The sequence below is a fragment of the Fenollaria massiliensis genome (assembly GCF_000312505.2).
Classification (GTDB): Bacteria; Bacillota; Clostridia; order Tissierellales; family Peptoniphilaceae; genus Fenollaria; species Fenollaria massiliensis.
The window spans coordinates 113,248-130,873 of the sequence record NZ_HG326225.1; the positions used below are offsets into that span (position 1 = coordinate 113,248).

The 17,626-nt window shown below is 34.7% G+C and carries 23 protein-coding genes and 1 other annotated feature; of the genes, 5 read left to right on the forward strand and 18 right to left on the reverse strand.

Features of this window, described 5'->3' with window-relative positions; translation table 11 throughout:
* Positions 1 to 126: 126 nt before the first annotated feature.
* Positions 127 to 1,578 (reverse strand): YfcC family protein, encoded by a 1,452-nt coding sequence (locus tag BN30_RS02335; protein WP_019213914.1) that lies wholly within the window; start codon positions 1,576 to 1,578, stop codon positions 127 to 129.
* 200 nt (positions 1,579 to 1,778) lie between these two features.
* Here BN30_RS02335 and BN30_RS02340 point away from each other — a divergent pair, with 200 nt between their 5' ends.
* The 5 genes from BN30_RS02340 to BN30_RS02360 all read left to right on the forward strand — a co-directional run bounded on the left by BN30_RS02340 (position 1,779) and on the right by BN30_RS02360 (position 7,827).
* Positions 1,779 to 2,567 carry a Cof-type HAD-IIB family hydrolase gene (locus BN30_RS02340; RefSeq protein WP_019213915.1) on the forward strand — a complete coding sequence of 263 codons (789 nt, stop codon included), beginning with the start codon at positions 1,779 to 1,781 and terminating at the stop codon, positions 2,565 to 2,567.
* Between the two features lie 63 nt (positions 2,568 to 2,630).
* Positions 2,631 to 4,178 (forward strand): murein biosynthesis integral membrane protein MurJ, encoded by a 1,548-nt coding sequence (gene murJ, locus BN30_RS02345; RefSeq protein ID WP_019213916.1) that lies wholly within the window; start codon positions 2,631 to 2,633, stop codon positions 4,176 to 4,178.
* Positions 4,171 to 5,919, forward strand: a complete 1,749-nt coding sequence (locus tag BN30_RS02350; protein ID WP_019213917.1) for an ABC transporter ATP-binding protein — start codon at positions 4,171 to 4,173, stop codon at positions 5,917 to 5,919. The genes murJ and BN30_RS02350 overlap by 8 nt, the downstream gene beginning before the upstream one ends.
* A 78-nt stretch (positions 5,920 to 5,997) precedes the next feature.
* Positions 5,998 to 6,888 carry an S-layer homology domain-containing protein gene (locus BN30_RS02355; protein WP_019213918.1) on the forward strand — a complete coding sequence of 297 codons (891 nt, stop codon included), beginning with the start codon at positions 5,998 to 6,000 and terminating at the stop codon, positions 6,886 to 6,888.
* 132 nt (positions 6,889 to 7,020) lie between these two features.
* Positions 7,021 to 7,827: a C39 family peptidase gene (locus BN30_RS02360; protein WP_019213919.1), complete on the forward strand. Its 807-nt coding sequence runs from the start codon at positions 7,021 to 7,023 to the stop codon at positions 7,825 to 7,827.
* A gap of 38 nt (positions 7,828 to 7,865) precedes the next feature.
* Here BN30_RS02360 and BN30_RS02365 read toward each other — a convergent pair whose 3' ends face one another.
* From BN30_RS02365 to BN30_RS10470, 17 genes are all read right to left on the reverse strand, one after another.
* A complete protein-coding gene (locus BN30_RS02365; protein ID WP_019213920.1) occupies positions 7,866 to 8,351 on the reverse strand; it encodes a GNAT family N-acetyltransferase in 486 nt (161 codons plus the stop codon).
* Between the two features lie 64 nt (positions 8,352 to 8,415).
* Entirely contained in the window at positions 8,416 to 8,796 is a 381-nt protein-coding gene (gene rplL / locus BN30_RS02370; protein ID WP_019213921.1) for a 50S ribosomal protein L7/L12, read from the reverse strand.
* A gap of 24 nt (positions 8,797 to 8,820) precedes the next feature.
* A complete protein-coding gene (rplJ, locus tag BN30_RS02375; RefSeq protein ID WP_019213922.1) occupies positions 8,821 to 9,354 on the reverse strand; it encodes a 50S ribosomal protein L10 in 534 nt (177 codons plus the stop codon).
* 57 nt (positions 9,355 to 9,411) lie between these two features.
* Positions 9,412 to 9,526: a sequence feature (ribosomal protein L10 leader region), on the reverse strand.
* 67 nt (positions 9,527 to 9,593) lie between these two features.
* Complete coding sequence (gene rplA / locus BN30_RS02380) at positions 9,594 to 10,292, reverse strand: 50S ribosomal protein L1 (protein ID WP_019213923.1); 699 nt, start codon at positions 10,290 to 10,292, stop codon at positions 9,594 to 9,596.
* Between the two features lie 53 nt (positions 10,293 to 10,345).
* Positions 10,346 to 10,771 carry a 50S ribosomal protein L11 gene (gene rplK, locus BN30_RS02385; RefSeq protein WP_019213924.1) on the reverse strand — a complete coding sequence of 142 codons (426 nt, stop codon included), beginning with the start codon at positions 10,769 to 10,771 and terminating at the stop codon, positions 10,346 to 10,348.
* Positions 10,772 to 10,833: 62 nt separating this feature from the next.
* On the reverse strand, positions 10,834 to 11,430 hold the full coding sequence (gene nusG / locus BN30_RS02390; RefSeq protein WP_019213925.1) for a transcription termination/antitermination protein NusG: 597 nt from the start codon (positions 11,428 to 11,430) through the stop codon (positions 10,834 to 10,836).
* A 2-nt stretch (positions 11,431 to 11,432) separates the two neighbouring features.
* On the reverse strand, positions 11,433 to 11,624 hold the full coding sequence (gene secE / locus BN30_RS02395) for a preprotein translocase subunit SecE (RefSeq protein ID WP_019213926.1): 192 nt from the start codon (positions 11,622 to 11,624) through the stop codon (positions 11,433 to 11,435).
* 18 nt (positions 11,625 to 11,642) lie between these two features.
* Complete coding sequence (gene rpmG, locus BN30_RS02400; RefSeq protein WP_019213927.1) at positions 11,643 to 11,792, reverse strand: 50S ribosomal protein L33; 150 nt, start codon at positions 11,790 to 11,792, stop codon at positions 11,643 to 11,645.
* A 225-nt stretch (positions 11,793 to 12,017) separates the two neighbouring features.
* Positions 12,018 to 12,536, reverse strand: coding sequence for an NYN domain-containing protein (locus BN30_RS02405; protein WP_019213928.1), 519 nt, complete (start codon positions 12,534 to 12,536; stop codon positions 12,018 to 12,020).
* Entirely contained in the window at positions 12,517 to 13,263 is a 747-nt protein-coding gene (gene rlmB / locus BN30_RS02410; RefSeq protein ID WP_019213929.1) for a 23S rRNA (guanosine(2251)-2'-O)-methyltransferase RlmB, read from the reverse strand. The genes BN30_RS02405 and rlmB overlap by 20 nt, the downstream gene beginning before the upstream one ends.
* Before the next feature lies 1 nt (position 13,264).
* Entirely contained in the window at positions 13,265 to 13,681 is a 417-nt protein-coding gene (locus BN30_RS02415) for a Mini-ribonuclease 3 (protein ID WP_019213930.1), read from the reverse strand.
* The gene (gene cysS / locus BN30_RS02420) at positions 13,666 to 15,078 is read right to left on the reverse strand and encodes a cysteine--tRNA ligase (RefSeq protein ID WP_019213931.1); all 1,413 of its coding nucleotides are present in this window, start codon (positions 15,076 to 15,078) and stop codon (positions 13,666 to 13,668) included. The genes BN30_RS02415 and cysS overlap by 16 nt, the downstream gene beginning before the upstream one ends.
* A 179-nt stretch (positions 15,079 to 15,257) precedes the next feature.
* On the reverse strand, positions 15,258 to 16,028 hold the full coding sequence (locus BN30_RS02425) for an EFR1 family ferrodoxin (protein WP_019213932.1): 771 nt from the start codon (positions 16,026 to 16,028) through the stop codon (positions 15,258 to 15,260).
* Positions 16,029 to 16,042: 14 nt separating this feature from the next.
* A complete protein-coding gene (locus tag BN30_RS10455) occupies positions 16,043 to 16,288 on the reverse strand; it encodes a hypothetical protein (RefSeq protein ID WP_019213933.1) in 246 nt (81 codons plus the stop codon).
* 304 nt (positions 16,289 to 16,592) lie between these two features.
* Complete coding sequence (locus tag BN30_RS10460; protein WP_019213934.1) at positions 16,593 to 16,856, reverse strand: recombinase family protein; 264 nt, start codon at positions 16,854 to 16,856, stop codon at positions 16,593 to 16,595.
* A 2-nt stretch (positions 16,857 to 16,858) separates the two neighbouring features.
* Complete coding sequence (locus BN30_RS10465; RefSeq protein WP_341348917.1) at positions 16,859 to 17,071, reverse strand: recombinase family protein; 213 nt, start codon at positions 17,069 to 17,071, stop codon at positions 16,859 to 16,861.
* 35 nt (positions 17,072 to 17,106) lie between these two features.
* Positions 17,107 to 17,361, reverse strand: coding sequence for a recombinase family protein (locus tag BN30_RS10470; RefSeq protein ID WP_019213936.1), 255 nt, complete (start codon positions 17,359 to 17,361; stop codon positions 17,107 to 17,109).
* Positions 17,362 to 17,626: the final 265 nt, after the last annotated feature.

A 17,626-nucleotide genomic window follows, 5' to 3' on the forward strand; every position in this document is an offset into this window, starting at 1 on the left:
GAATATTTTCTATATCTATATAAAAATGGTCAAAGTTTTTTACACTTTGACCAATATTTATAAATAAATTATTATAAAATACAAAAAAAGAAGTCCCCTAAGGGACTTCTCTGATAGTAAACAATTTTAGAAAATCATCATTGCTACAGTTAATACAATTATTGAGAATATTACTGTGAATATAAGAGGTTTCTTAACCCATTTATACCAAGTACCTAATTCCATCTTAGAAATTTGTATTGCGCCCATAACAACGCCTGATGTTGGTGTTACATAGTTTACAACACCTTCTGCAGCGCAGAATATTAATATCATAACTTCTGGTGAATAACCAAGTTTAGCAGCTAATCCGCCCATAACTGGGATAGATAGTGTTGCAAGACCTGATGTTGATGGGATGAAGAATGATAGTGCAATGTAAACGATGTATGCAAATGGTACGAATAAGAATACTGGTAGACCTGATAATGCTGTTGCTGATCTATCTAGTATAAGAGCATCAATGTGAGTTTGAGCCATTAGTACTGATGCAGCTCTTGCTACAACGATAACTAAAACTACTGACAATATGTCTGCAGCTCCAGCTACGAATGCGTTAACAATTTCTTTTTCAGATAGTCTTCCAATCCAACCAATAATGATTGATACTAGGAAGAATAATACTGAAATTTCTGGGAAGTACCATTCACCAAGTGGTGTGCCAGTTAATACTGCTGACCAGCCTTCAAATGCTGTTACGCCAAAATCTGGCCAAGGTATTAAAGAAATAATCATAATAATAAAAGTAATTGCGAATACAACAAGGATAAATTTGTGTCTTCCTGTGAATACTAACTCATCATCAGTCTTTGTAGTTTTGAACTCTTTGTCCATAACTTCTCTTTCTTGAAGTGATAGTATTGTTGATCCTTTGTCTTTGTGTACTTTGCTAGCGTATTTTAATACGAAGTACATTGCAGTACCTAAAGCTACTGCCCAAAGAATAGCACCTAGTAATATAACAGTACCTTTGTTACATTCAACTCCTGCACCGTTAAGTGCGTCCATAGCTACACCTGTAGCGAATGGGTTAACAGTTGAACCAAGTACGCCGGCACCTGCTCCAAGAAGAACAGTTGCTACAGCAACTAGTGTATCAAAGCCTGCAGCTACCATCGCAGTGATGATTAAAGGATATAGGGCAACAGTTTCTTCTGCCATACCGTAAGTTGATCCACCGATTGAGAATAGGATCATTAGTACAGCGATAAGAGCCATTTCTCTACCCTTCATGTTCTTAACTAATCTGTGGATACCAGCTTCAAGAGCTCCTGTTTTGTTAACAACTGCTAGGAAACCGCCGATAACTAATACGAAGATTGCTATGTCTATGGCGTCAACAAAGCCGTTGTAAAAACTCATTGCTATTTCTGGTAATCCTGCTGCTGATACTTCAGTAACAGCTTCTTCAGCTCCCTTAGGAATTACAGGGGCAAATTGTGCTCCATTAAAAATCCATGATAAGATTGCAACAAATAGTATAATTAGGATAAGAATACTATAAGCACTTAATGAACGTTTCTTTTTTGTTTTTTCCATCATTTTACCTCCTTAATGATTGTTTACTATCCTTATAATAATTATACTACATCTCCAGTACTTATGCAACACTTTTTTTGCCTATAGTGATAAATTTATCATTGTCTAACTAAGTCCCCGCTTTTTTAAGCATAGCCATTGATATATTATTTATATATTAATTCATATTTTTGGGTATAATATTTATTCGGAGGTGCAAAATGAAATTAAATAATATAAAAGCGGCTTTCTTTGATATGGATGGAACGATAGTCAGCTTCACTACTCATAAGATTAGTGATAGAGATATCAAAGCTATTAATAAACTTAGAGAAAATGGCGTACTTGTCTTTATCTCATCTGGCCGTGACAAGAATAATATAATGAAGGTTTTAGACAATACTCTTAAGGTCGATGGCTTTGTAGGCATGAACGGTAATCTTAATGTGATTGGTGATGAAATTATTTCTGAGCATTTTATGGATGAAGATGACGTTCGCTTCATTGTAGATGCATCAAAAAGGCTTAACTTTGCCCTATCGCTTTTTACTCGCGAAGGTGTTGTGCTTAACATGGCTGATGACAAGGTTCACGCTGTTCATGACCACGTTGAAGTGCCTATACCTAAAATTGCTTCGCTCGATGATTTGGATTTATCTAAAGTTTTTCAAATGAACTCATATACTACTAGAGCTTTTGACGAAGAAAATTTAGTGCCATACATGAACAATTCTGTCTTTAAGAGATGGAACGATGATTTTGCAGATATCAATAGCAAAAAAACTTCTAAGCTAAAAGGAATAAATAAAATAATAGAAAAACTTGGTATTGATATAAAAGATACCATCAGTTTTGGTGACAGTGAAAATGATCTTGAGATGATTAAGGGTACTGGCGTATCCGTTGCCATGGCAAATGCAATGCCAGTTATTAAAAATGCTGCGACATATATTACTAAGGACTGCGATGAGTCAGGAGCGGCTTATTTTATTGAAAACTACATCTTATAAACTTGATTTTTTATATGCTTTGTGATAAAATTTAACAAGAATTTAAAAAAATGAGGTTTATATATGTCAAATAAAAAAACTGTTATTAAATCACTCGCGATGATATCGGTGTTTACGCTGATTAGCAAGATCATGGGCTTCTTCAGAGAAACCATGATAGCGTCGAAATATGGCGCCAATCTCGAGACTGATATGTATACTGCTGCTACAACTGCAGTTATATTTTTGATTGGAGCACTTGGTAGTGGCTTAAACACTACTCTTGTGCCAATATTTTCAGAAGTTGAAGAAAAAGAAGGCAAGCGCGGTAAAATAAAATTCATGAACAAAATCATGAACATCATCGGCCTTATCGCCATCGTTTTGTGCGTTTTAGCCTATATCTTCGCTCCTTTAATCACAAAGGCTATCGCTAAAGGCTTTACAGGCGAGACACTTGCCTACACAGCCTATCTAATGAAAATTGGTATACCAATAATTTTATTCTTATCAATTACATACATTTTCTCAAGCTTTTTGCAATCAGAAAATGTTTTTGGCCCTTATGCCATCATGGGTATACCATATAATTTAATCTATATCATATTTTTGATGTCTTTCGCAAGAAGAGGCAACATTGACCTTTTGATGTTTATCAGCGTTATAGCGGCGTCAATGCAATTTTTAATTCAATTACCTGCTGTTAAGCACAAAAGATACAGATTTACGCCCGATCTTGATTTTAAAGATCCATATGTAACAAAGATGTTTAAACTAATCCTTCCTATACTTATAGGCTCAAGCGCATATCAAATCAACTTAGTTGTAGATAAAACGCTTGCTTCAGAGCTAGTTAGTGGATCGATCTCGGTACTAAACTATTCATCAAAAATATATCTTATGATAATATCTGTCTTTGTAATGGCGCTAACAACTGTAATTTTCCCAAAACTTTCTTCATCCATGATTAGAAACGAAAGTCAAGAGATTAGAAGCATAATTAGCGAAAGTGTTGATACAGTCGCACTTATCACGCTTCCAGCTACCTTCGCCATAGTTTTTTTAAGCTACCCAATAGTTGAGATACTTTTCCAAAGGAATATGTTTAACGAAACAGCCACACTAATGACTTCAGGTGCACTAACGTTCTATATCCTAGGACTTTTCTTTGCATCTCTAAGAATGATATTTGAAAAAGTATTTTATTCTATGCAAAAAACTAAAATCCCGATGATCAATGGACTTATAGCTGTTGCTGTCAACGTCGGCTTCGACATCATCTTAGTTAGATTCATGCAACACAAAGGCCTTGCCCTTGCTACATCGATCTCATCCTTGGTTTCTGCGGTGACACTATATATTTCTTTAAAAAAAGTTTATCCAGATATCGAGATCAAAGACAATCTCATCTCACTTATAAAAATACTAGCAGCCTCCATCATCATGGCACTTTCTATGTATTTACTATTTACACTTGGTGTAAAAATTTTAGGCGAGAAAAAAATAATCAAATTTTTAATGATGGCTATATCAGGAGTAATCTCTCTAGTCATCTATGTTATATCACTTAAGGCGCTAAAGGTTCATGCCTTAGACGCTGTACTAAATTTTAGAAGGAGGACTAATGAATAACAAAGAATTACTAAAAAGATTTTTGCCCTACTTTAAAAAATATAGAAAAGTATTGTTCCTAGACTTGTTCTGCGCTGTATTAACTACAGTGTGTGAACTAGTCTTTCCTTTATTATTAAGAAGTATAACTAATACTGCTTCTAGGGACATGGCACTTTTAACAAATCAATACATCTTAAAAGTAGTCGGCGTGTATTTCACTTTACGTATCGTTGAAATAATTGCTCAATTTTATATGACTAAAGTTGGTCACATCATGGGCGCCTACATTGAAAAAGACATGCGTAGCGATGCCTTCAGCCATTTGCAGCACTTATCCGATAGTTTTTATAATAATACTAAAGTCGGACAGATTATGGCGAGAATCACTAATGACCTCTTCGATGTAACTGAATTTGCTCATCATTGCCCAGAAGAGTTCTTAATCGCAGCATTTAAGATAGTCGTATCATTCGCAATTTTAGTAAGGATCAATGTTTTACTAACAGTCTTGATGTTTACCATGATACCTATAATGATATATGCATCAAGCTCATACAATCGCAAGATGCGCCGCGCCTTTAAAGAGCAAAGAGACCACATAGGTGATTTAAACTCAGGTCTTGAAGATTCGCTGCTTGGCTCAAAAGTAGTCAAATCCTTTGCGAATGAAGATGTCGAAGTAGAGAAATTTGAAAAAGATAACGATAAATTCCTTGAGATCAAAAAGAAAAGATACACATACATGGCAGGTTTCGGCACAGTAAACAGAATTTTCGATGCCATCATGTATACTATGATTATAGGTATCGGTGGCTTCTTGATAAAGGCAGGCAAAATTTCTGCCGGTGACATGATTGCCTACGTTTTATTCGCCTCAAGCTTACTTACAACAATAAAAAGAATCGTCGATTTTATGGAGAATTTCAATGCGGGCATGACTGGTATCGAGCGTTTTATAGAGATTATGGATACAGATGTCGATATATTTGACAAAGAAGATGCCATCGAGCTAAAAGATGTTAAGGGCCATATCGAGTTTAAAGACGTGAGCTTCGCCTACCCTGACGATAAAAACAAAGTTCTTTCTAATATTAATCTAAGTGTTAATGAAGGCGACTCAGTTGCTATAGTTGGCCCATCGGGTTCAGGTAAAACTACTCTAGTTAACCTAATACCTCGTTTCTACGATGTTACTAAAGGCGAGATACTTATCGATGGCAAGAATATTAAAGATTTCACACTAAAGTCTTTAAGACAAAATATCGGCTCCGTTCAACAAGAGGTTTATCTATTTAGCGGTACCATACTTGAGAATATCAAGTACGGCAAGATTGACGCAAGTAAAGAAGAAGTTATAAGTGCCGCTAAACTTGCTGGAGCTTATGATTTCATAATGGAGCTTAAAGACGGCTTCAATACTTATGTTGGCGAGCGTGGCGTAAAACTATCTGGCGGACAAAAGCAAAGAATTGCCATAGCGAGAGTATTTTTGAAAAATCCAAAAGTTCTTATACTTGATGAGGCAACATCAGCCCTTGACAACACAAGTGAAAGACTTATACAAGAATCACTTGAAAAACTTTCACAAGGCAGAACAACACTAACAATTGCCCATAGATTGACAACTATCAAAAATGCTAAGAAAATTATAGTTCTTACAGATGACGGCATAAAAGAAAGCGGCACACACGACGAACTTATGTCAAAGGAAGGTCTTTACTACAAGCTTTATACCGGCTCGCTTCTTGATCTAAAGTAATTTAATACATTTGTAACCTATATTATGACTTTTCTATGATATAATAAATACAGTAATCATAGTAAAGGAGGAAAATATATGAAAAAAAGAATAATAAGCGCCCTACTCATGATCTGTATGCTCTTATCAAACACAGTCATGGCGATGAGTGTAGATAAATTAAAAGGTCACTGGGCAGAAAAAAAGATTGAAGAAGATTTTATGACGAAATATTTTACAGAGCTTTCTGAAAATAATTTTGCAAAATTTAATCCAAACGCACCACTACCCGCAAAAGTTTTTGCAAAAGCACTTGAAAAGCTATCAAACGAGTACGGTGATTTCAAAGTCAATATATTTGCTAACTCCGACTATCTAACAAGAGAATCGATGATTGATTATATATTTGACGGGGTGAAAAACATAAAATTTGCGCGCAACGAAGAAAAAGTCTTTGATTTCACAGATATAGAAAAGATGGACAAGATTAGAAAAGAAAAACTAAAATATCTTCTTAATAAAGGTATTGTTTATGGCAACAAAGACAAAAAATATGCTCCACAAAAGAAATTATCACAAGTTGAAGGAGTTTTAGTTGTGCAAAGAATATACGAAATTTTTAAAGATAATGAAGGCGAAAAGAACGCCAAGAACCTATCCTTTGATGTGCAAAACATTTCAGAAGGCCTAAGTAATAACGGCGATTCGATCTATTATAAAAAAGTAGCCGATCAAATTTTAATCACATTCACCATGGCATTTCCTAATCCAGGATACACAGTCGGAGTAGAAAAAGTACTTCTTAAAAACAATAAAGACATAATCATCTACCCACAAGTCGTAGCGCCAGGGCCAACAACAATCACACTACAAGTCATTGCATACAAAACAGTGACACTTGCACTAAATGCAGAAGAAACAGGCGATGGACCATTCGATATCAAAGTAGTGGGTAATGAAGCAAACGATCTTGAAATTAATACTAGATAATAAAATTAAGCACTTCATCATTGGTGAAGTGCTTTTCTTATACCCTTTACGTAAATTTAAGAAATTCTTAAGATTTAATTAAGAAAAAATTAAGATTTATCTATTATAATGGTCTTAAGTGAGGATGATCTTATGTATAATGAAAGAATAAAAAATAGCTCTTATATAAATAAAAAAAGGAAACACAAAAGAAAAAGAAGAAAAACATTCTTCCTTATAATAATTTTACTAATTTGCATATTTTTTGGAAGGAATATATTTAGAAGAGTCTATGGAAGAATTTACTCTTTCGTAGAGAGAAGCTCCATTGCTAGACTTATAATTCCTAGTCCATATACAACTATCAAGATGGATACCAATGAAAATTATGACGGTATCGGTCAAGAAAAAATTTCTGGCGAAGGATATTTCACAAAGTTCACAACAGTCGATGCTAATAAAAAAACATATATAGAGTATAAACAAAATTTAGAGCCATGGAAAGATAACGAATATTGGAACGGAAACATGGAAGACTACGGCTGCGGCATCACCGCCATGTCCATAGTTTTATCAGGCTACGGCTCAGAAATAAATCCAGAAAACCTAAGAACAAAGTACTACCCGCGCCTTGATTACGCCAATCTTTCAAAAGAACTAAAAAGCTACGGCATAGACAACACAGACTTTTATTTTGATTCAAAATCTTTATCAGAAGAGAGCATAATAAATCATCTTAAGACCAATAGGCCGATAATTATTTGCCTATGGAATAAACCAGAAGAAAATCGCTTCACAAGCAAGTCTCACTACATGGTTCTCTTAGCTGCAACAGATGATGGCAAAATATATATCTCAAACCCCAACGGCGGAGAAAACGATTACAGAAGCTCCGGTTGGTACTATTTTGATGAAATTTCTCCTTACTTAGCCAAGGCAATGTATATTACATCTTATTAATAAAAATACCTTATCAAGCACGATAAGGTATTTTATTTTTATTCACTTTTTATTAATTGATACGCCCTTCTCTCGTCACCATTCTTTAGATGAATGATACCCGTATAAATAAAGCCTAATTTTTTTAGAAGAGTGCGCATAATATTGTTATCTTCATGAGTATCTATGCGAATGTTATTCGTTTTTTCAAAAGCAAAATCTATAGCGTCCATGAGTAAATTTTTCCCCTTTCCAAAACTTGCAATTCTATGAATAACAGCATAAGGTTCGTCATTGAGCCACGCACCTTGAATCTCCTTATAAGTCCCTTCGCCCGAATAGCTTAGCATAAAAACTCCATATATGCCTTCGTAATCATAAGCTATATATAATTCATTCCTTGTGATGTCATTCAAAAGAGTTTCTTCGTCAGGGTACTTATCACTCCACTGATGCAAGTTGCCATCGGCGCGCATCTTTTTCTTCGCCGCCTCATATATGCGCATGATAAATTTAATATCTTCCTTATTTGCTCTTCTAATCATTAAAACACCTCTATGTACAAAAAAGCAGCCTCATGGCTGCTTTTAATATAAGTTTTTGATTAAATTACTTTAATGTAATCTTTGCTCCAACTTCTTCTAGTTTCTTCTTCATTTCGTCAGCTTCTGCCTTTGGTGCTGCTTCTTTGATTGTCTTAGGAGCTCCGTCTACTAAGTCTTTAGCATCCTTTAAGCCTAGGCCTGTGATTTCTCTAACTACTTTGATAACTTTGATCTTTTCTGCGCCAGCGTCTTCAAGAACTACGTCGAATTCTGATTTTTCTTCTGCTGCTGGTGCTGCTCCGCCTGCTGCTGGAGCTGCTGCAACTGCTACTGGAGCTGCTGCTGATACGCCAAATTCTTCTTCTAGTGCTTTAACTAGTTCTGATAATTCTAAAACTGTAAGTGATTTTACTTCTTCAATTAAATTTGTAACTTTTTCTGACATTATAAATACCTCCAAAATTTTTATTTATGCTTCTTTTGCTTTTTGTTCAGCAATTTGGTTAAGAGCTACAACTAAGCCCTTCATAGTTCCATTTAATACATTTGCAAAGCCTTGGATAGGTCCGTTTAAGCCGCCAAGTACTTGTGCGATAAGAACTTCCTTCGATGGTAGTTCTGATAATTGTTTTAATTGGTTTACGTCGAATATATCTTTTGATACTAAACCAACTTTGATTTCAAGTTTGTCGTTTCCTTTAGCAAACTTGTATGCTACTTTTGCTGCTGAGCTTGGGTCTTCATATGCAAATGCTACTGCATTTGTTCCCTCTAAGTACTCATCTAAGCCTTCTACACCAAATTCGTGTAAGGCAAATCTAAGCATTGTGTTTTTGTAAACTTTGTACTCAACATTGTTTTCTCTGCATTGTTTTCTAAGATCAGTAACGTCTGCAACGTTTAATCCTTGATAGTCCATAAGAACTATGGATTCTGATTTTTCAAGTTTTTCTTTAATTTCTTGAACAACTTGTTTCTTTTGTTCTAAAACATGTTCTTTCACTATTTCACCTCCGCTGGAAAAATAGGAACTTTAGCTTTTTTGCTAATCCCGTTTAATATATATCAATAAAAAACCCTCTTATAGACATAAGGGGGTTGATACTGGCTATCTATCCTCGGTAGGAAATTAAGCTTAACGCACCTACTGTCTACGGTTTATATATTCCTATTAAATTAAATTCTGTTAACTAGTTTATTATATCAAAAACTTTCTGAGTTGTCAATACTTTATTAAGTATTTTATTCAGTAATTTTTGAGCTATTTACTCTTACTCCAGGACCCATAGTCGATGTAAGTGTAACAGATCTTAAATACTTTCCTTTTGCTGCAGCTGGTTTTGCTTTGATTATAGCTGACATGATTGCGTTAAAGTTTTCTTCTAGCTTTTCTTGGCCGAATGATACTTTACCGATTGGGCAGTGAATGATGTTTGCTTTGTCTAAACGATATTCAACTTTACCGGCTTTGATGTCTTTGATTGCTTTTTCTAGTTCAAATGTAACTGTTCCTGACTTAGGGTTTGGCATTAAACCTTTTGGTCCTAGAACCTTACCTAATCTACCGATAAGTCCCATTGTATCTGGTGTTGCAACGATTACGTCGAAGTCAAACCAGTTTTCTTTTTGAATCTTTTCTACCATGTCTTCTGCTCCAACATAGTCTGCGCCTGCTTGTTTAGCTTCTTCTTGTTTGTCTGCTTTTGCGATAACTAAAACTTTTTTAGTTTTACCTGTACCGTGTGGTAGTACTACTGCGCCTCTAACTTGTTGGTCTGCATATCTTGAGTCAACACCTAATCTGCAGTGTAATTCAACAGTTTCGTCAAATTTTGCCTTTGCTAGTTTTACTACTAGGCCGATGGCATCTTTTGACTCGAAGTATTCTTGTCTATCGAATTCTTTTAAACTGTCTTGGTATTTTTTACCTCTTTTTGCCATTTTCTAACCTCCTTGTGGTAATAACGAAATTTTCTCCCACCTAATAAGTAGAATTACTCTTCTACTTCAACGCCCATACTTCTTGCAGTTCCAGCAACCATGCTCATAGCTGCTTCTACACTTGCTGCATTTAAGTCTGGCATCTTCATTTCTGCGATCTCCTTAACTTGATCTTTTGTAAGTTTTGCTACTTTCTTCTTGTTTGGTTCGCCTGAACCGCTTTGAATGTTAAGAGCTTTTTTGATCAATACTGGAGCTGGTGGTGTCTTTGTGATAAAAGTAAATGATCTGTCTTGATATACTGTTAAAACAACTGGTATGATTAGACCTACTTTATCTTGAGTCTTAGCATTGAACTCCTTTGTAAATTGCATAATATTTACGCCGTGTGGTCCAAGTGCAGTTCCTACCGGTGGTGCAGGTGTAGCTTTTCCAGCCGGTATTTGAAGTTTGACAATTGCGCTAACTTTTTTTGCCATATTCGCACCTCCTCGATTTTTGTGCTTAATGCACTTTTATATATTATCTTTAATGATAATAGCTATTTTGTGATAGGGCTTACTTGATAGTATTCAAACTCTACAAGTGTGTCCCTACCGAACATATTAACAGAACACTTTATTGTTCCTGAGTCTTCATTGACTGAATCAACTATAGCTTCGAATCCCTTGAATGGTCCGTCTGTAACGGCTAGGTGGTCTCCGTGCTTGTAGTTTACATCTTTTCTTGTATCGTCTACAATGGATTTTGTATGAACGCCTAGGTTATAAAGTTCTTTTTCTGTTAATGGTATTGGTTTTGATTGTGGTCCAACAAAACCTGTTACTCCTCTGGTATTTCTTACTAGATACCATGATTTATCGTTGATAATCATCTTGACTAGCACGTAGCTTGGGAATATCTTTCTAGATTTGATTTTTTTGGCGCCATCCTTTTTTTCTACGTATTCTTCTGTGGGCACTTCTACTTTAAAAATACCGTCAGCTGTGCCACGATTAACTATCATCTTTTCAATTGTAGCTTTTACCTTATTTTCATATCCTGAATACGTATGGATTACATACCATTTGGCGTCTGCTTCTCTATCTGATAAATCGATAGAATTAGCCTTGTTTTCATTTAAATCTAAATCGCTCATTGCTATTTAATAAATTGTTTAACTACAGCGCCGATTCCCACGTCGATAAGGTATACTAATGCAGCTACAGCCACACTAATTCCAATTACAACTAATGTGTAATTAACTAAGTCTTTTTTGCTAGGCCAAATTACTTTTCTCATTTCAGCTTTTACGCCTTTGAAGAAATTGCCTGCTTTACCTTTGTTTTCCATGCTATCAACTCCTAAAAATTATTTTGTTTCCTTATGTGCTGTGTGCTTCTTGCAGAACTTGCAGTACTTTTGAAGCTCAATTCTTTCAGTAGTGTTCTTCTTATTCTTCTTTGTTGTGTAATTTCTTTGATTGCATTCTGTACAAGCTAATACGACCTTTTCTCTCATTTATAAACACCTCCTACTCATATAATACTCTAAAAAGTATTATACAACTACCTATATATATTATCTTAATTTTACCAATTTGTCAAGTCGTTTTTTAAATTATTTTTATATAAAATTTATTTTCTTTCCTATTATATATACTAAATTATATATAATGATTTATAATTTAGGTTTTTTATAATATTTTGAAATATTTTTTATATATATTATTATTTTTTATTTATTTTATAAATTTAAATCCTTTAATTTTTCAAGTTCTGCTTCGTCGATGCCAGATAATTTCATGTTATTTATCATATTATTTTTTTTGGAAATTCTTTTTTGTGTTCGTTTAGAATTTTCTATCTCTATAGCGAGCTCTCTTGAGCTAAGTCTAGAGGCGCCTCTTTGAAAGATAAGGCTTTGCTCTGCAAGGTCACTTGTAGCGACTCTTATCTTATAGCCATAAGGCATATTGGCCACTTCTCTTTCGATATATGAGTCGGCTGTGATATTTTCTTTGGTGAAAACTATCTCAAGACCCTTTATTATTTTCTTTTCGCCTTGATTGCCTTTGATGAGGTGTCCATCGTATACAAGTACGATGCGTTCTTTATTGTAGCGCATGTACTCTTCTAAGATATTCTCTAGCTCATCACGAGCGGCCTCTAGCGACTCTTCCTTTCTTTCTCTCAAATGCTCCCATGAATTGATGACGTTGTATCCATCAACAAAGAGTATATGCCTAAGCTTTTTCTTTTTCATCCTTTTGTCTTAAAATTTCATACATGGCAATGGCTGCTGCATTTGATGCGTTTAATGAGTTTGTCTTGCCAAACATTGGTAGACTAATTATAGCATCACAGTTTTTCTTAACTAGTTCTGATAAGCCCTTGCCTTCTGAGCCAACTACTAGAGCTACTGGTCCTAATAGGTTTGCCTTTGTGTATTTTTGGCCATCCATGTCAAGTCCGTATATCCATACGTTTCTTTCTTTAAGCTCTTTTATCTCTTGATTAAGGTTAGTAACGCTCACAACTATCATGTTATCAACGGCTCCTGCTGAAGCTTTATAAACTGTTTCGTTAACCATAGCTGATCTTCTCTTTGGTATGATAACCGCGTGAACACCAGCGCACTCTGCTGTTCTGATGATTGCGCCTAAGTTGTGAGTATCTTCAATACCATCTAAAATTACAAAGAATGGATCTTCGCCTTTTTCTTCGGCTAGCTTAAATCCGTCTTCAATACTTTTGTATTCAAAACCTGCTGTGAACGCGACAACGCCTTGATGCACCTCACCTTTTGATAATGAATCAAGTTTTTCTCTCTCAACTCTTTGTACGATGACACCATTTTGACTTGCAAGGCTTAAAATTCTGCCGATTGAGCCCTTTAGCTCTCCTTTTTGCACATATAATTTGTCGATGGCTCTGCCATTCTTCAAAAGTTCCATAACCGGATTTCTTCCGTATATATATTGTTCTTCCAATTTAATCCTCCAAACATAATTTAACTAGCTCAAAAAGTCTAGTGTATTCCTTTTTCAAAAATAGATATGCAATAAGAGCTTCAAAGCCTGTTGACACCTTATATGCACTGTTGTCTGTGTTCTTTGGTGCCTTATGTGACTTGTGGTTTCTGGCTCTTTTAAATACATAAAGCTCGTCTTCTGTGAGATGCTCCTTGATTTTCTCAAAGGCATCTCTTTGCGCATAAGCGCTGACATATTTTGTCGATAGCTTTTGCAGCTCGTATGCCTTTAACGGTTCTTTCGCGATGTAGTAGCGCACAAAGAGCTCGTAGACAGCATCGCCGATGTAGGCAAGCCTTATTGGGCTCATCTCATTTATTTCGGCGTCGCTGTACTCAATGCCAAAAAGCTCAGTTATATCTAAATCTTTTCCCATCTTTGTCCGTCTTTGCTATCTATAATCTTTATGCCCATAGCAAGTAAATCATCTCTGATTTTATCAGCCTTGGCATAATCTTTATTCATTCTTGCTTCATTTCTCTCGTCTATCATCTTTTTAATCTTGTCTTCGTCTTCTCCAAGTGATGCATCTGACTCATCTTCTTTCATCACCGCTTCACTATCATCAAGTCCAAGAACTTTTAATAAATCATTTAATTTATCTTCGATATATTTTGCGCTTTCATAATCATCATCTTCAAGTTTATTAATTACCTTAACTATATTGAAAATGCATGTTAGTGCATCGGCTGTGTTGAAATCATCGCTCATAGCCGCGATAAAGCCAGCTACTTCCTTATCAACATCTTTGATGATCTCGTCTGAAGCTTTTTTCCCTGTATCTTTGATTGCTTCAAGCCTCTTAAGAGCATTGTGTATCCTCTTAACAGAATTTTTTGCACCATCCATGCCTTCTTTAGTGAAGTTCATAGGCTTTCTATAGTGAGTTGACAAGATGAAGAATCTTACTGTATCCTTATCATAATCGTCAAGCAAATCCTTAAGCAAAATGAAATTGCCTAATGATTTACTCATCTTTTTGCCATCGACATTGACCATACCATTGTGTAGCCAATATTTTGCGAATGGCTTTCCTGTTAGAGCCTCACTTTGTTGAATTTCATTCTCATGATGAGGAAACTCTAGGTCGCTGCCGCCAGCGTGTATATCAAGCGTATCTCCTAAGATTGCTCTACTCATAGCCGAGCACTCGATGTGCCAGCCAGGTCTACCATCTGACCAAGGTGATGCCCAGTGCGGTTCATTTGGTTTAGCCTTTTTCCAAAGAGCAAAATCTAGTGGATTTTTCTTTTTTTCATTTATATCGACTCTTAGACCTGAGATAAGGTCATCAATGTTCTTCTTTGAAAGTTTTCCGTAGTCTTTTGCCTTAGTAGTGTCGAAATAAACATCGCCATCCGACTCATAAGCAGCGCCCTTCTCAATAAGTCCTTTTATAAAATCTATAATCTCATCCATGTGTTCAGTCGCTCTTGGATTGATATTGTCATAATCATAAATGCCAAGTTTAGTAGCAACATCTTTGAATCGCTCGATATATTTTTCAGCCACTTCATTTGAAGTGATACCGCTTTCATTCGCTTTATTAATTATCTTATCGTCTACGTCAGTGAAGTTAAAAACATACTTTACGTCGTAGCCCATGAATATCAAAAATCTTCTAACTGTATCAAATACAACTAAAGGTCTGGCATTGCCTACATGTATGTCATTATAAACAGTAGGACCACAACAATAAAAATTCACCTTAGTATCATTTATCGGTTTGAATTCTTCTACTAATCCTGATAATGTGTTGTGTAATTTAATCATAATTGCCTCCTTATATATTAATATAGTTATTTTATCATATATATGCCTTTTAGTCAATGGATTTAAGCGTGCGAAGTTCTTTAAGATAAGTGCTTTTAATGAATTTTTTATTTATATGAAATTGTTTTTGCATATAAAAAGAGCTGCGAAATAAATCACAGCTCTCGAATTAATTTTATTTAATTATTAATTTTTTCTTTATATACTCTAGATAAAAGATATCTCTCCTTGCCAACAGTCTTTTTGCCATACTCAATCGCGCCTGTCGGGCACTTCGCGATGCATGATGCGCAGTGCGTACAATTGCCGTTCCAAACTGGGTAGCCGTCCTTGTAAGTAATGTTATTTAAAACGCAATTCTTGGCGCATATACCGCACTTGATGCACTTATCTGCATAATAAAATTTTTTGTCGCTCACTATAAACTTAAAGAAAATTTTATTGACAAGACTTGACTCTAGTTTACCAGCAAGGCCGCTATTTACTTCTGGGAAATTCTTACCATCTTTGATAATAGCAGCCGCTTTAGTAATTTTATCATTTGCTTCATCGATAAGCTTTCTATTGTGCTCATCTGAATCTAAATTGAATAGCATCAAATAATTTTCTGGCATCTTTATCCCATAAAGGCCTTTGAAATTTAATCCAAGCTTTTTCGTGTTTGCTCTAATGTATTTCTCTGCATTGCCGCAGGAGTCGCCATAGTTTAAAATTACATAGATCTCTTTCGATCCAGTAAAAGAGCAACCCAATAAATACTCCGACAAAAATCTTGGTACGCGCCAGCTATATGTTGGCGCAACTAAGACGAAGGGCTTTTCTGAGTGAAAAGTCTCAGACTTGCCATTCTTTATGTAAGTGAATAGATCAAGCACTTCGTCAACTAGGTCCTCAGCCAATTTCTTCGCTATGTATTCACTGTTACCTGTTCCTGAAAAATATAGTATCATATCTGCTCCTATCTTTATAAAACATTTACTCTCTTACTAATAACGCTATAGCTTCCACATGCATTGTCTTTTGCTTGGGAACATAATTTTCTATCCTCGTCAATCTTGCGAGAGCACAATTTATCAATATCATTATCTTTGGCATTTTTTCTTTTATCTTTGAAATTATTAGAATTTTGACTATCTTTATTTCCTGTTTTGAAGTAGAATGTCAGGTCATATGGATGGACTGTTCCGTCTTTGTCAATTCTACCCACCACGACTTTATCAACTATGCTTTCAAATACTGTTCTATTAAATTCCTCTATAATTTCTCTATTTTCTAAGATCTTTTTAAATTGCTTTAGTCTTTCTTTAATAGAGTTTTCATCTTTGATAGTTAGCTCTGGTGTTTTCTTTTCATCAAGTAATTCTTCTTTTTGTTTTGTAAGTTTTTTATACTTTTTAGCATAAACTTTTTCATCTATACTATCTTCTAAATGAAGATCAACTAACTTTCTTTCTTGACTATTGATTCTATTTAATTAATTTTCTATCTTTTTCAAATCTTTGACTAAAGATTCATCATTTATTTCTTCTTCTACAATTTTTAATTATTTCCAACACTGTAGTATCAGACCATTTTGTTTTACCTCTCGGGGTTATATATCCTTGCTCTTCTAGTTCCCTACCAATGACTGAGCCACCATTGCCCTCTAAATATCTTTTAAAGATGTATCTGACAATTTTGGCTTCTTCTTCATTTATAGAGATACTTTTTGTTGTAGAGTCATAATCGTATCCAAGACAACCTTGAAAACCAATAAGCTCCCCCTTTTCCATTTTCATTTTTAGTCCTTTTTTACATGGGCTGAGGTATTTTCTACTTTTTGTTGAGCTACTGAACTTAATATTGTTAGTAATAGCTCTCCATCCATTGTCAAAGTATCTATATTTTCTTCTTCAAATACTACACTAACATTGTTTTCCTTTAATAGTCTTACATACTTTAAAGTATCTAATGTGTTTCTAGCAAATTTTGATATATATTTAGTAATTATCATGTCTATATCTCCATTTTGGCAATCGCTAATTAGTCTCATGAAATCTGCTTTTTGGTTGCAGTTGTTCCTGTTGTTGCTTCATCTGCATATATACCAGCCAAAGTCCAGTTCTTATTATTTTTTATTAGATTTGTATAATAATCAACTTTCGATTTATATGATTCAAGTTGGGCTTTACTATTAGTGCTAACTCGACAATATGCTGCAACATGTTTTAATTCTAAATCTAGTGCATTTCTATTTCTTGCTCCTGTATTTGAAGACTTTATTAATTTTACTTTAGTATTCATTTTACCTCCTTCCCATTTTATATCTTTCTATAGTGTTATTATATCACAAGATTAATTACTTTATATCTATTTTCTTATAATCATTTTCTATTCTATTTTTTATTCTTGTATATTCCTTATCATTAATTAATTTAAGATCATAAAGTCTACATAACATAGCAACTCTCATACTAAAATCTTTATTGCTTGCATTTTAACCTCCTATGTAAGATGAATTTTTTACCTTGGTAAATGGACTAAATTTGAAATATATAAATCTCAAATA

Coding starts and splice junctions, on each gene's coding strand:
- rpmG (WP_019213927.1), bottom strand. CDS start 11,792: ATGAGAGAAAAGGTCGTATTAGCTTGTACAGAATGCAATCAAAGAAAT.
- BN30_RS02350 (WP_019213917.1), top strand. CDS start 4,171: ATGAATAACAAAGAATTACTAAAAAGATTTTTGCCCTACTTTAAAAAA.
- BN30_RS02425 (WP_019213932.1), bottom strand. CDS start 16,028: ATGATACTATATTTTTCAGGAACAGGTAACAGTGAATACATAGCGAAG.
- rplK (WP_019213924.1), bottom strand. CDS start 10,771: ATGGCAAAAAAAGTTAGCGCAATTGTCAAACTTCAAATACCGGCTGGA.
- BN30_RS02405 (WP_019213928.1), bottom strand. CDS start 12,536: ATGAAAAAGAAAAAGCTTAGGCATATACTCTTTGTTGATGGATACAAC.
- BN30_RS02340 (WP_019213915.1), top strand. CDS start 1,779: ATGAAATTAAATAATATAAAAGCGGCTTTCTTTGATATGGATGGAACG.
- BN30_RS10470 (WP_019213936.1), bottom strand. CDS start 17,361: ATGAATACTAAAGTAAAATTAATAAAGTCTTCAAATACAGGAGCAAGA.
- BN30_RS10465 (WP_341348917.1), bottom strand. CDS start 17,071: ATGATAATTACTAAATATATATCAAAATTTGCTAGAAACACATTAGAT.
- rplA (WP_019213923.1), bottom strand. CDS start 10,292: ATGGCAAAAAGAGGTAAAAAATACCAAGACAGTTTAAAAGAATTCGAT.
- secE (WP_019213926.1), bottom strand. CDS start 11,624: ATGGAAAACAAAGGTAAAGCAGGCAATTTCTTCAAAGGCGTAAAAGCT.
- BN30_RS02360 (WP_019213919.1), top strand. CDS start 7,021: ATGTATAATGAAAGAATAAAAAATAGCTCTTATATAAATAAAAAAAGG.
- nusG (WP_019213925.1), bottom strand. CDS start 11,430: ATGAGCGATTTAGATTTAAATGAAAACAAGGCTAATTCTATCGATTTA.
- BN30_RS02365 (WP_019213920.1), bottom strand. CDS start 8,351: ATGATTAGAAGAGCAAATAAGGAAGATATTAAATTTATCATGCGCATA.
- BN30_RS02335 (WP_019213914.1), bottom strand. CDS start 1,578: ATGGAAAAAACAAAAAAGAAACGTTCATTAAGTGCTTATAGTATTCTT.
- cysS (WP_019213931.1), bottom strand. CDS start 15,078: ATGATTAAATTACACAACACATTATCAGGATTAGTAGAAGAATTCAAA.
- rplL (WP_019213921.1), bottom strand. CDS start 8,796: ATGTCAGAAAAAGTTACAAATTTAATTGAAGAAGTAAAATCACTTACA.
- murJ (WP_019213916.1), top strand. CDS start 2,631: ATGTCAAATAAAAAAACTGTTATTAAATCACTCGCGATGATATCGGTG.
- BN30_RS02355 (WP_019213918.1), top strand. CDS start 5,998: ATGAAAAAAAGAATAATAAGCGCCCTACTCATGATCTGTATGCTCTTA.
- BN30_RS10460 (WP_019213934.1), bottom strand. CDS start 16,856: ATGAAAATGGAAAAGGGGGAGCTTATTGGTTTTCAAGGTTGTCTTGGA.
- BN30_RS02415 (WP_019213930.1), bottom strand. CDS start 13,681: ATGGGAAAAGATTTAGATATAACTGAGCTTTTTGGCATTGAGTACAGC.